The following is a 12,591-nucleotide window of genomic DNA, read 5'->3' on the forward strand; positions in this document are numbered from 1 at the left end:
CCGCGCCGGTCGACCGCCACTGCCCGCGTCCGCACCGACCAGTGAGCCAGCGGTCGGTGGATGCCCGGCGGACGCCGCGCACCCCGGAGCAGGGAGCGTGACATGCAGACGTCCGGCCGGTTGTTGGCGGGAACAGGGGACAGGCGGACCACCCGGGTACGACGACGGCGCCTCGGCGGCACCGTACTCGCGCTCGCGCTCGTGGTGCAGACGATGGTGCTCGCCGGCCCGTCGCCGACACCGGCACTGGCCGACACCGCGCCGACCGGCCCGGCCCAACTCGTACCGATCCCGGTCAGCGCGGTCGACGTACCCGGTCAGTCCTTCGTGGTCGGACCGACGACCCGGATAGTCGTGGCCACCGGCGGCGCCGGGGCCCTGCCGGTCGCGGACACCCTGGCGGCGATCCTGCGCCCGTCGACCGGCTACCCACTGCCGGTCTCGATCGCCCCTTCCCGGCCCGGCGACATCGCGTTCCACCTCGGCGAACCGGGCGATCTCGGCGCCGAGGGCTACCGGATCGACGTCTCGAACACCGGGGTACGGCTGGCAGCGGCCGAGCCGGCCGGGCTCTTCTACGCCGTACAGACCCTGCGCCAACTGCTCTCGCCGTGGATCGAGAGCCCGACCGTACGCCCCGGCCCGTGGACCGTGGCCGGCGTACGGATCTCCGACCGCCCCCGGTACGCCTACCGGGGCGTGATGCTCGACATCGCCCGGCACTACCAGTCGCCGGAGGTCGCCAAGCGGCTGATCGAGCAGGCGTCGGCGTACAAGATGAACGTGCTGCACCTGCACGTCAGCGACGACCAGGGGTTCCGGATCGCGATCAACGGGCGGCCCGAACTCACCACCATCGGCGGCCAGTTCTCCATCAACAACGATCCCGGCGGCTACTGGACCCAGGCCGAGTACGTCGACGTCGTCAACTACGCCGCCGCACACCATATGACCGTCATCCCCGAGGTGGACACGCCGGGGCACACCAACGCGATAGTCATGTCGTACGCCGGACCGCAGGCCGACCCGGTCCTGCCCGACGTCAACTGCACCAACCGCACCCCGCCGCAGTGGAACCTGACCACCGCCGTCGGCTACAGCGCGATGTGCCCGGAGAGCCCGAACACCTGGGCGATCATCACCGACATCGTCAACCAGCTCAGCGCGATGAGCCCCGGCCCGTACTACCACCTCGGCGGCGACGAGGTGCCGGCGTCGATCCTGTCGAGCGCCCGGTACGTCGACTTCGTCGACCGCGAGTCCCAGATCGTCAAGGCGCAGGACAAGATCGTGATGGGCTGGGCCGAGATCTCCCAGGCGAACTTCGGCCAGCCCGGATCGCCGCAGTCCGTCGCCCAGTTCTGGAACAACGGCAACCCGACCGGCGCCGGTGGCGACTCGGCCCGGCGGGCGGTGCAGAAGGGCATGAAGGTCGTCATGTCACCGGCCAACCACACCTATCTGGACATGCAGCAGTTCGTCGGCAGCCCGCTCGGGCTGAGCTGGGCCGGCCGGCTGGACGTGTCGCAGTTCTACAACTGGACCGGCACCAGCAGCGACCCGGCCACCTACATCCCGGCGCGGACCACCGGTGGGGTCACCCTGCCGGCGGTGACCGACGCCGACATCCTCGGTGTCGAGGCGCCGATCTGGTCCGAGACGCTGCGGACCCTGGCCGACATCGAGTTCCAGGTCTTCCCCCGGATGCCGGCGACGGCGGAGATCGGCTGGTCACCGAACGTCCACCCGGAACGCAACCTCGCCTCCTTCGTCTCCCGGATCGCCGGTCACGGCGTACGCCGGCAGGTGCAGGGCCAGAACTTCTACGCCTCCCCGCAGGTGCCGTGGCGGGTCGACGTGTCGGCGCCGGACATCACCAGCGACCGTCGGACGGTGTCGGGGGAAATCGCCTCGGTGGTCACCCCGGGCGCGCCGCTCGACCAGGTGACGGCGACGGTCGACTGGGGCGACGGGACCACGTCGGCGGCGACCCTGAGCGGTACCGCCGGCACCAACAAGAGCATCAACGGCATCTATTCGGCAACCGCGCAGCACGCGTACGCCCGCGACGGCGTCTACCGGGCCACCATCACCGCCACCCGCCCCGGCGGCAGCACGACCGCCCGGTTCACCGTGGTCGTGAACACCTGCACCGCCACGGTTTCGGGCCACCACAACGGTCCCCTGGTCGTCGCCGACGGCGTCACCTGCCTGACCGGCGCCACCGTCTCCGGCCCCGTGGTGGTACGACCGGGCGCCTCCCTGATCGCCACCGGCGCCTCGATCCGGGGCCCGGTGACCGCCACCGGCGCCGTGGTGGTCGAACTGCTCGGCGGCTCGGTCAACGGCCCGCTGACCATCACCGGCACCACCGGCGATGTGATCGTGGAACGAGTCGGGGTCAACGGCCCACTAACCCTGACCGCCACCGCCACCACCCCACCACCCCTGCTGGCCGCCAACACCATCAACGGCCCCCTCACCTGCACCACCAACACCCCCGCCCCGGTAAACGCCAACCTCCCCAACACCGTCCACGGCCCAACCACCCCCCAGTGCCAGGGCCTCTAACCCCCCCCGCCCCCGCGCCCCCCGCGCCCCCCTCCCCCCCCACCCCCACCCCTCCCGCGATCTAGGGCGAATGGGGGTGATCAGAGATCAACAAACACGTATTCGCCCTAGATCGGCGCGGCGGGGTGGGGGCGTGGGGGGCGAGGGGCGGGGGGTGGGGGGCGGGGGTGGGGGTGGGTTAGAGAGGCGCGTTGAGGTAGGCGAGGACGGCGCGGACGCGGCGGTGGGCGGTGGTGGCGGGTGGGAGGTCGAGTTTGGCGAGGATGTTGGTGATGTGCTTCTCCACCGAGACGGGGGCCAGCACCAGGCGTGCGCAGATTGCGGAGTTTGACAGGCCTTCTGCCATCAGGGCGAGCACTTCGCGCTCGCGTGGGGTGAGGCCGTCGATGCCGTGGTTGCGGCTGTTGCGGGTGAACAGCTGCCGGACCACCTCGGGATCCATTACGGTGCCACCGGCGGCGACCCGCTCGACCGCGTCGAGGAAGTCGTCCAGCGCGGTGACCCGGTCCTTGAGCAGGTAACCGACACCGCCGTGGCCGTCGGCGAGCAGTTCCGCGGCGTACGCGCGTTCGACGTACTGGGAGACGATGAGCACCCTGGTGTCCGGGTCGGCGGCCCGCAGCCGCAGGGCGGCGCGCAGGCCCTCGTCCCGGAATCCGGGCGGCAGCCGTACGTCGACTATCGACAGGTCGGGTCGCTGCTCCGTCACCGCCGCCACCAGCGAGTCGGCGTTGTCGACGGCCGCCACGACGGTGTGACCGGTGTCGGTCAGCAACCGCACCAGACCCTCGCGGAGCAGGAGCAGGTCTTCGGCGATCACGATGCGCATGGGAACTCCGCGTCCAGGATGGTCGGCCCGCCCACCGGGCTGGTCAGGGTGAGTACGCCGTCGAGCGCTTCGACCCGTCGGCGCAGTCCGTCGAGTCCGGAACCGCCGGGGTCGGCCCCGCCCCGCCCGTTGTCGGCGAGCCGGATCCGGAGCGTGTCGACGGTCCGGGAGATGTCGATGGTGCAGGTCGTGGCGTCGGCGTGCTTGCCGGCGTTGGCGAGCCCCTCGGCGACCACGAAATAGGCCGCGGACTCGATCGCGGCCGGGTAACGGTCGGCGGTGTCTGCGCGTACCTCGACGGTGAGGGGGCTGTCGCCGGCCAGCGCGGCGAGTGCGGCGTGCAGGCCGCGATCGGTCAGGATCGGCGGGTGGATGCCGCGTACCAGGCGGCGCAGCTCGGCGAGCGCCTCGTCGAGCTGCCGCCGGGCGAGGGCGACGTCGGCCTCCGCTCCGCCGCCCGTACCGCCGCCGGTGCGCAGTTTGCGGGCGGCCAGGGCCAGGGTCATGCCGGCGGCCACGATCCGGGCCTGCGCCCCGTCGTGCAGATCGCGTTCGATCCGGCGCAGCTCCGCGGCCTGCGCGTCGACCACCCGTTGCCGGGTCGCGGCCAGGTGGGCCGCCTGCTCCACCAGGCGTCGGTGGGTGCCCGGCGCGAGCAGGGCCCGCGCCAACCGGGCCTGCAAAACCGCGAGGGTACGCAGCAGCCACGCGACCACCGGCACCAGCAGCAGCCCGAGTACGGTGAGGACGATCCGGCCGGACGGTGTCGTCATCAGCGGCTTCATCGGGAACGGTGCGCGCGGGTTGGGCACCGCCCACGCCCAGGCCGGTGCCACGATGGCGCCGAGGTCGACCGCGGTGACCACGAGCGCGGCGCATCCACCGGCGAGACCCAGCGGGATCAGCAGCACCAGCCAGGCGAGGTCGCGCCAGGTGGCCGGTTGGGTCCCCACGGCGGTGACCCGTTGGCGGATCGTGCCGGCGGTGCCCGGCAGATACGGTGCGGGAATCGTCGCTCCGAGCACCCAGCCGGCGCGCCGCCGCTCGATGCCGGCGAGCGTACGGCTGACCCGGGCGGCGCCGAGGAACGCGGGCCCGCCGAGCTGGGTGACGGCCAGCAGGCCGACGCCGACGAGCGCGGCGAGGCTGAAGGCGAACCCGGCGGCGCTGGCAACCACCCCACTGACCAGGTACACCAGGGCCCGCGCCGTCGCCTTTGTCATCGCCAGGATGCTAGTGGCGGCGGCGCGGACCCCGAACGGCACCGTCAGCGCCCGTCGGCGAGTGCCGGCAGGCCGCGCCGGCGCAGGATGAACCTGGCCGGCAGCGCCCCGGCGAGCAGGCCGAGCAGCGCGACGCCGCCGAGCATGCCGCCGTACGTGCCGGGGTCGACAATCAGCCGGAAGGCCCCGTCCTGCGCGATGCTGAACGCACCGACCACGATCGCCGTGACGGCGACCCCGAGCAGCAGCCCCACCGTGACGGTGATCAGCGCCTCCCGGTCGGCGAGCCGGTGCAACTGTCCGGTGGTCGCCCCGACCAGCCGCAGGTCGGCGTACTCGCGGCGGCGGGCGGCGGTGGCGACGGCGAAGGTGTTGAGTACGGCGATCGCGGTGAAGCCGAGCGAGATGACGACCATCAGCTCCCAGGCGCCCTGCTGGTTCTGCGCGTCTCCGGCCGGGGACGCCGAGGCGGTGGGAGTCACCCGCAGGCCCGGCCAGTCGTCGTGGATCCGGGCGGCCGCGTTCCCCTGGTAGCGCAGAGCGACCGTGCTCACCAACCCACGGGGGTCGTGCGCGGCGACCAGCGGGGCCGGAAGAACCAGCTCGCCGAACCCTCGGGCCCGCTCGTACACCGAGGTCAGCCGCAGTTCCGTACGGTGCCCGTCGGCGAGCCAGAGCGGCACCTCGTCACCGACCCGCCAGCCGTACTGGCCGACCAGGGCGGCACTCGCGGCGAAGGTGTCGTCCCCGCCGAGTACGTCCGGGACGGACGCCGTACCGGCGCCGGCCGCGGGGCTGCGCCGTACGCCCAGGTCGAGTGCTGGTTCGCTGCCGGCGACGAGCAGTCCCTGAGCCGGGTAGTCCTCGGGCTTGCCGCCCTGCGCCACGATCACCCTGGTCGGCAGGGTGGCCGCGGCACCGGTCACCCCGGGCAGGGCGGCCAGCCGGTCGACGGTGCTCAGCGGCAGCCCGCCGGTCGCGGTCACCTGAGCGGTCGCGGTGGCCGTTCGCGCCGTCTGCTCCCGCGCGGTCAGCCGCTCCAGCAGGGCGCCGTTGAGCAGCATGGTGGCGTTGATCGCGAAGATCAGTACCAGTGGCACCGCGACGGCCGCCACCCGCCGGTTCTCGGCGCGGGTGACGAGCCCGGCCAGCCAACCGGTCGCGCCGCCCAGCCGGGCCAGCTGCGCCAGCGGCGCGGTCAGGATCCGTACCAGGACCGGACCGAGGGCGGCGACCGTGCAGAGCAGCAGGGCGCAGGACACGAAGCTCATGCCCATGCCGAGCACCCCGTCGAGCGGCACGAACGTCAGCACGCTGATCGCACCGCCGGCCGTCACCAGGGCGAGCAGCACCCGGACGGCCGTGCCGCCGGCCGGTGCCGTCGCAGTCTCGGCGAGCGCCTGGGTCGGCGCGACCCGTACGGCCCGCCGGCCGGCGATCCGGGCGGCGACGAACGTGACCAGTACGCCGGCCAGCCCCGCCACCAGCAGCACCGGTACGTTGACCCGGACCGTGAACTGGGCCGGCACCGCCCCGAGGGTCCGGAACCGATCGGCCACCAGGTGCGCGAAGAGCACGCCTAGCGGGGCGGCCGGTATCGCGGCGACGGCGGCGAGGACAACGCTCTCCAGTCCGAGCAGCAGGCGCAGCTGGCCCGGCGTGGCGCCCACCGTACGCAGCAGGGCCAGTTCACGCAGCCGTTGCCGTACGCCGAGGGTCACCGTGCCGGTGAGCACGAACACCGCGGCGAAGGCGGTGATGCCGATGACGAAGCCGAAGATGGAGATCGGTCCGATGTAGTCGGGCAGTGCTCCGGGCAGGTCGGCCCGTACCCGCTCGGCATCGGTCAGCACGTCTGCCCCGCCGGCGGTTTCGCGTACGGCGGCCAACAGCGCGTCCCGGTCGACGCCGGGCGTGGCGACCACCCCGACCGCGGTCGGACCGTCGAGTCCGGACACCGTCGGCACCTCGCCGTCGGCGAGGAACAGCGCGCCCTGTGCGGCCAGGCCGGACCGACCGGCGGGCGCGGCGATGCCGCTGACCTGCACGGTGCGTGTTCCGGTGCGGGTGGTGAGCACGAGTTCGCTGCCGACGACGAGTCCGCCGCGCGCGGCGAGATCCGCGTCGACGACCACCCGGCCGGCATCGGGCCCGCTGCCCCGGACCAGCGTGTACGGCGTCAGCGCCGCCGACGCCCAGCCGTGGCCGATGACGGGCGCGTCGTCCGTTGCGCGCACGACCCGTCCGGTCGACGTGGTCACCTGGATCGGGAAGGCGGCGTCGGCGACGGCGGACGCGACACCGGGCAGCGCCCCGATCCGGCCGGCGAGGTCGGCCGGTAGGACCCCGGCGCCGGTGAGCCGTTCGGTCTTGACCTTCCGCTTGACCTTGACCTTGTCCTTTTTCTCCTTCGTGGTCACCGTCTCCAGGCTCACCTGCCGCGCACCGGAGACGACCAGGTCCGTCGCGGCGAACCGGTTGGCCGGTGGCTTCGCGGTGAGCACCGAGAACAGCAGCAGACCGCTGCCGGCGAGCAGGGCGACCGCGAGGAACGCGGCGAAAAAGGTGCCGGCGTACGCGCCACGGTGGCGGCGCAGCGTGCCGAGGGCCAGGCGCATCATCGGGCGCTCACCGACATCATCTCCGCCGCGACCTTCTCCGCCGTCGGGTCCGCCAACTCGGTGACTATGCGCCCGTCGGCGAGGAAGACCACCCGGTCGGCTCGGGCGGCGGCGGCCGGATCGTGGGTGACCATGACAACCGTGGTGCCGAAGGAGTCGACCGCCTCCCGCAGCAGTCCCAGGACCTCCCGGCCGGTGGACAGGTCCAGCGCCCCGGTCGGCTCGTCCGCGAAGATCACTTCCGGTCGGGCGGCGAGCGCCCGAGCCAGCGCCACCCGCTGGCGCTGCCCGCCGGAGAGCCGCGCCGGGCGGTCGTTCTCCCGGCCGGTGAGACCGACCCGCCGCATCACCTCACGGGCCAGGGCGAGGTCGGGGCGTACCCCGGCGAGCCGCTGCGGCAGCAGGATGTTGTGCCACACCGAGAGCGAGTCCAGCAGGTTGTAGGACTGGAACACGAAACCGACCCGTTGGCGACGGGCCTCGGTCAGCCGGGGCTCGCGCAATCCGCTGATCTCCTGCCCGGCCAGCAGCACCCGGCCGCTGTCCGGTGTGTCGAGTCCGGCGGCGCAGTGCAGCAGAGTGGACTTGCCCGAGCCGGAGGGCCCCATCACCGCGTTGAACGTACCGGCGGCGAACGCCACCGAAACCCCGGCGAGCGCGCGTATCCCGGCACCTCCGGGGTACGTCTTCGTCACCTCGACCACTTCGACCACCGCTGTGTTTCCCATGGTGATCAGCCTGGTGCAGGGCCCGTCCGGGCAACACATGGCCAACCATGAACCCGGTGGTGGGGCTGTCCCTACCTCCGGAGTTCCGCCGCAGGCGTTCGGGACAGTGTGCCCGGCCACCAGAACCGGCGGCCCAGGGTGATCGCGATCGACGGGACCAGCAGCGTACGCACCAGCAGGGTGTCGAGCAGCACGCCGAGCCCGACGATGACCCCGATCTCGGTCAGCGTCACCAGCGGCAGCACCCCGAGTACGGCGAACACGGCGGCGAGCAGGACGCCGGCGCTGGTGATCACCCCGCCGGTGACGGCGAGCGCGGTGAGCATGCCCTGCCGGGTGTCCCCGGCCAACGCCTCCTCCCGGGCCCTGGTCGCCAGGAAGATGTTGTAGTCCACCCCGAGCGCGACCAGGAAGAGGAACGCCAGCAGCGGTACGGAGGTGTCCAGGGCGGCGTAGTCCAGGACCCTGGTGAACAGGAAGTTGCTGGCGCCGAGGGCGGCGAAGAAGGTGGCCACCACGGTGGCGACCAGTACCAGCGGGGCGAGCAGCGAACGCAGCAGCAGGACCAGCACGAGCAGGACCACGGCCAGGATCAGCGGTACGACCACCCGCAGGTCGCGTACGGCCGCCTGCCGGGTGTCGAGGTTGGCCGCGACCGTACCGCCGACCAGCGTTTCCGCCCCGGACCCGGCGCCGACCCGGTCGCGCAGGTCCTCGATGGTCCGGTAGCTGGCGGCACTGTCCGGCTCCGCGTCGAGTACGACGTCGATGGCGACCAGGTCACCGGCGCGTTCGGTGACCCGGGCGCTCGACACCCCCGGCGTCGCCTCGATCGTCTCCAACACCGCCCGTTCGCCGCCGGAGCGGGTGACGACCACGGTCGGGTCGGCCGAACCGGCCGGGAAGTAGCGGCTCAGCGTCTCCAGCCCGTCGATCGACTCGGCCTGCACCCGGAACTGCTCGGTCTTGCTCAGCCCGAGTCGGGCACCGCCGAGCCCGGTCGCCAGCACCGCGAGTACGACCAGCGTGCCGACGAGCACCGCTCGTGGGCGCCGGGCGACCAGGGCGCCGATCCGCGACCAGACCCCGGTACGGGTCGGGTCGGTCTGCCCCTCGCGGGGCACGAACGGCCAGAACAGGCCGCGCCCGCAGACCGACAGCGCGGCCGGGAGCACGACCAGCCCGAACAGCGCGGCGATCACGATGCCGATCGCACCGGTGACGCCGATGGTCCGGTCGTTGCCGAGGACCGCGGTGAGCAGGGTGAGCAGGCTCAGGCAGACGGTGGCGGCGCTGGCCGCGATCGCCGGCCCGGCCGAGGCGAGCGCGCGGCGCAGCGCGACGCGTCGGTCGGCGGTGCCGCGCAGTTCCTCCCGGTAGCGGGCGATCAGCAGGAGCGCGTAGTTGGTGCCGGCGCCGAAGACGAGTACGTCGACGATGCCTGTGGTCGAGCCGTCGATGTCCAGCGCGGCGGCCCGGCTGACCATCGCGATGACGGCGTTGGCGACCACGTCGGCGGTGCCGACCACGGCCAGCGGCACCAGCCACAGCCACGGGCTGCGGTAGGTGACGATCAGCAGGGCCGCGACCACCGCGACCGTGACCAGCAACAGGGTGACGTTGGCTCCGTCGAAGGCGGAGGAGACGTCGGTGGTGAAGCCGGCGCCGCCGGTGACCTGGGCGACGGTGCCCTCGGGCAGGCCGTCGCGGGCGGTGGCGCGCAGCTGTTCGACGATGCCGGCGAGTTCGTCGTTGGGCAGGTCGGCCGGCAGCGGTACGGCCAGCAGGGCGGCCCGCCGGTCGGGGGAGAGGACCGGTGGCGAGACCTGTCCACCGGTCGCCTCGGTGACGTACGCGCGGGCGTCGTCGGCGATGGCGCGTTCGTCCTCGGGGCGCAGGGGCTGGCCGTCGCGGGAGTAGACGACCAGGGCCGGGTTGAGTTGCCCGCTGGGCAGTTGGCGCTGGAGTGCGGCGACCCGTACGGATTCGGCGGAGTCGGGCAGGGCGGAGGTGGGGTCGTTGTCGGCGTGTGGTTCGCCGCCCAGGGCGATCACGATCCCGGAGAGGACCGTCGCGATCACCAGCACGAGCCAGGCGCTCCACCGCCCGCTGACGGCCTGCGCGATCCTTGACCCGAACGTACCCATGATAACTCCCGACGGTCGAGTATCTCGATGGCCGAGATTATCGGCGGGTGAGGTAAGGTGCAAGCCGGGTGGAGGGAAGCGGCACAGTGGTGGACGGCATGTATCGACCGCGGGACACCCGACGGGCAGTCCTCTCCGGCGAGATAGTCTCCGACCTGCGTAACTACACCGTGGACGCCCAACACATCGGGCACGCGTTCGCCGCCCTGCACGGCCTGGGCGTGACCGACCTGCAAGCGCTGATCGCGGTCATGCACGCGGAACGCCGGGGCGAGCTGATCACGCCGGGCCGGCTGGGGGAGCAGCTCAACCTCTCCTCCGGGTCGGTCACCGCGCTGATCGACCGGCTGGAGCGGACCGGCCACATCCGCCGGGACCGGGACACCGCCGATCGCCGCAAGGTCTTCCTCCGGTACGCCGACCAGGGCGCCCGGGTAGCGGTGGAGTTTTTCCGCCCGCTCGGCCAGCGCACCGACCTGGTGATGGACCAGTTCACCGACGAGGACCTGGAAGTCGTCCACCGCTTCATGCGCATGATGGTCACCTCAATGCGCCACCACCGCGACACCCTCCGCCCCTCCCCCCACCCCAAGTAACCCCTCCCTCCCCTCTCCCCCCTCCCTCCCTCCCTCCCTCCCCCCTCCCCCCGCGCCCACCTCACCCCGTCGATCTAGGGCAAATACGTGCGTGTTGATCTCTATCGACACGTATTTGCCCTAGATCGACGCGCAGGGGGGTGGGGCGCGGCGGGGGGGGGAGGGGGGAGGGGAGGGGTGGGGGGAGGGAGGTTTAGGGGAGGGGGGTGGGGGGTGGGGTTTGGGTGTGGAGGAGGTGGAGGGCTTCGGTGGTGTGGCCGTGTTTGGTGAGTAGGGCGAGGAGGAGGCCGGTGGAGCGCCAGTCGTCTGCCGGGCCGGACCGCAGCAGGTCGGTCGCCTCTTCGATCCGGCCGCGTGCGATGAGTAGTTCGGCCAACTCGGGGCGGGCGCTCGGCTCGCCCTGTTCCACGGCGAGTTGCCAGAAGTGTTCGGCCTCGTCGGTGTGGCCCTGGTCGAGGAGCAGCGCGGCGAGCCGGGCGGCGGCGTGTCCGTTGCCGCTCTCCGCGCGGATCCGCAGCTCGTCGATACGGCCCCGATCGGCCAACAGATCCGCCAGTATGCGGCCCGCGCGAGACTCACCGGAGTCGGCGAGGTCGCGCAGATACCCGGTCGGATCCGGTACGGGAACCAGCCCGGACGCCTCCGCCCCGAAGAACCGGCTCCCGCCGAACTCCTGTCGGAGGTGATCGTCGAGATCGTCGGCGAGCCTGATCATCGTCTGGATCGCGAGTAACAGGTGGGACGGTTGAAAGTCCTGCCCGAAGACCGGTACGGAGGCCCAGATCGTGTCCCCGGTGCAGTAGATCCGGCCGATCGGCATCTCGTTGGTCAGGTCGGACAGGCGCCGGTAGAGGGTTTCGGTCGGCTGCACGCCGGTGAGCAGCGGCGAGAAGACGTCGACCAGCGGCGGCTCCTCCTGTGCGCGTACGAAAATGATGGCCGACCCCGCGCGGACGCCGATGTCTCCGTCGGAGTCGACGCGCAACTGGTCCGGGGTGGTGCCGAGCAGATGGGCCACCACCCACTTGACCTGGTCGGTGAGCTTGTCGCCGGCCCCGGCGGTCAGGTCGGCCAGGCCGCGGGTCTGGGTCACCGGTCTGGCGGCGAGCGCCGCGGCGAGCCGGGTACGGGTCGGCAACGGCACGGAGGCGGTGGTGGTGGACGGCCGGGCCGCGAGGGCCCAGCTCAGCCGGCGGAAGAATCCGTCAGGCCGCGTCATCGTCGCTCCGTCCCGGCTGATTGTCCTCTGTCGACGGTCGGTCCAGCACCCGGATCTGGTCGAACATCTTGGCGATGACCAGGGGGGCCGCCACTCCGAAGGTGAACGTGGCGAAGGCCGTCGTGGCCAGTCCGCCGGCGGAGGCGGCGGCGGCCAGCCCGGTGCCGGCGAGCGCCCGCAGTGCCACCGCGAACATCACGATTGGACGGTCCCGCTTGTCTCGCCACGGCCACTGCCATCGTCCCTTCGACTCGGTTGTCGGGCGCATCATGGCGTAGAGGTTCAGTGCTTCGGAGACGGCGCTGCCGACAAGTCCCCAAGTCGCGGCGATCCATAGAGACACGCCCCTACTGTACTGATTGTGGTCGCCTGCCTACCTACCCGGCGTCTGGCCGTGTCGGCGACCGTGCGCCCGCCGGCCACGCCTGAACGGTAGCGGCCGAAGACAAGCGCTCGTGCTCCCCTCCGAGGGCAACCGGGGTGGCGGCGTACCTGGTCAGGGCTCTTCCCGAAGCACCTTGAACCAAATGTGTGAAGTCTTCATATAAGCCGGCATTGGCCGGGAACCTCCGCCTACGGTGGCGATCAGTGGGCACGACCCTGTTTGTGGCCGTGTCGGCATGTCACGTAGGAGGAGGGGTCAGGTAACGATGATGT

The 12,591-nt window shown here is 72.0% G+C and carries 9 protein-coding genes; 2 read left to right on the top strand and 7 right to left on the bottom strand.

Annotation, left to right across the window (positions count from 1 at the left end):
- Positions 1–102 precede the first annotated feature (102 nt).
- Positions 103–2,571 carry a beta-N-acetylhexosaminidase gene (locus OG792_RS12355; RefSeq protein ID WP_329109556.1) on the top strand — a complete coding sequence of 823 codons (2,469 nt, stop codon included), beginning with the start codon at positions 103–105 and terminating at the stop codon, positions 2,569–2,571.
- 178 nt (positions 2,572–2,749) lie between these two features.
- On the opposite strand, the gene OG792_RS12360 is transcribed toward OG792_RS12355, so the two are convergent.
- The 5 genes from OG792_RS12360 to OG792_RS12380 all read right to left on the bottom strand — a co-directional run bounded on the left by OG792_RS12360 (position 2,750) and on the right by OG792_RS12380 (position 10,119).
- On the bottom strand, positions 2,750–3,400 hold the full coding sequence (locus OG792_RS12360; RefSeq protein ID WP_329109558.1) for a response regulator transcription factor: 651 nt from the start codon (positions 3,398–3,400) through the stop codon (positions 2,750–2,752).
- Positions 3,388–4,623, bottom strand: a complete 1,236-nt coding sequence (locus tag OG792_RS12365; RefSeq protein WP_329109559.1) for a sensor histidine kinase — start codon at positions 4,621–4,623, stop codon at positions 3,388–3,390. The genes OG792_RS12360 and OG792_RS12365 overlap by 13 nt, the downstream gene beginning before the upstream one ends.
- Positions 4,624–4,667: 44 nt before the next feature.
- A complete protein-coding gene (locus OG792_RS12370) occupies positions 4,668–7,244 on the bottom strand; it encodes an ABC transporter permease (RefSeq protein ID WP_329109561.1) in 2,577 nt (858 codons plus the stop codon).
- Positions 7,241–7,972 carry an ABC transporter ATP-binding protein gene (locus tag OG792_RS12375; protein ID WP_329109562.1) on the bottom strand — a complete coding sequence of 244 codons (732 nt, stop codon included), beginning with the start codon at positions 7,970–7,972 and terminating at the stop codon, positions 7,241–7,243. Before OG792_RS12375 ends, OG792_RS12370 begins: the two co-directional genes overlap by 4 nt.
- Before the next feature lie 71 nt (positions 7,973–8,043).
- Positions 8,044–10,119: an MMPL family transporter gene (locus OG792_RS12380; protein WP_329109564.1), complete on the bottom strand. Its 2,076-nt coding sequence runs from the start codon at positions 10,117–10,119 to the stop codon at positions 8,044–8,046.
- A 98-nt stretch (positions 10,120–10,217) separates the two neighbouring features.
- Here OG792_RS12380 and OG792_RS12385 point away from each other — a divergent pair, with 98 nt between their 5' ends.
- On the top strand, positions 10,218–10,715 hold the full coding sequence (locus tag OG792_RS12385) for a MarR family winged helix-turn-helix transcriptional regulator (RefSeq protein ID WP_329109565.1): 498 nt from the start codon (positions 10,218–10,220) through the stop codon (positions 10,713–10,715).
- 193 nt (positions 10,716–10,908) lie between these two features.
- Here the strand turns inward: OG792_RS12385 and OG792_RS12390 are convergent, their stop codons facing one another.
- Positions 10,909–11,934: a T3SS (YopN, CesT) and YbjN peptide-binding chaperone 1 gene (locus tag OG792_RS12390; protein ID WP_329109566.1), complete on the bottom strand. Its 1,026-nt coding sequence runs from the start codon at positions 11,932–11,934 to the stop codon at positions 10,909–10,911.
- Positions 11,921–12,277, bottom strand: a complete 357-nt coding sequence (locus OG792_RS12395; RefSeq protein ID WP_329109567.1) for a hypothetical protein — start codon at positions 12,275–12,277, stop codon at positions 11,921–11,923. The genes OG792_RS12390 and OG792_RS12395 overlap by 14 nt, the downstream gene beginning before the upstream one ends.
- Positions 12,278–12,591: the final 314 nt, after the last annotated feature.

This window comes from Micromonospora sp. NBC_01699 (assembly GCF_036250065.1).
Classification (GTDB): Bacteria; Actinomycetota; Actinomycetes; order Mycobacteriales; family Micromonosporaceae; genus Micromonospora_G.

Coding starts and splice junctions, on each gene's coding strand:
- OG792_RS12365 (WP_329109559.1), bottom strand. CDS start 4,623: ATGACAAAGGCGACGGCGCGGGCCCTGGTGTACCTGGTCAGTGGGGTG.
- OG792_RS12375 (WP_329109562.1), bottom strand. CDS start 7,972: ATGGGAAACACAGCGGTGGTCGAAGTGGTCGAGGTGACGAAGACGTAC.
- OG792_RS12385 (WP_329109565.1), top strand. CDS start 10,218: ATGTATCGACCGCGGGACACCCGACGGGCAGTCCTCTCCGGCGAGATA.
- OG792_RS12380 (WP_329109564.1), bottom strand. CDS start 10,119: ATGGGTACGTTCGGGTCAAGGATCGCGCAGGCCGTCAGCGGGCGGTGG.
- OG792_RS12390 (WP_329109566.1), bottom strand. CDS start 11,934: ATGACGCGGCCTGACGGATTCTTCCGCCGGCTGAGCTGGGCCCTCGCG.
- OG792_RS12370 (WP_329109561.1), bottom strand. CDS start 7,244: ATGATGCGCCTGGCCCTCGGCACGCTGCGCCGCCACCGTGGCGCGTAC.
- OG792_RS12360 (WP_329109558.1), bottom strand. CDS start 3,400: ATGCGCATCGTGATCGCCGAAGACCTGCTCCTGCTCCGCGAGGGTCTG.
- OG792_RS12355 (WP_329109556.1), top strand. CDS start 103: ATGCAGACGTCCGGCCGGTTGTTGGCGGGAACAGGGGACAGGCGGACC.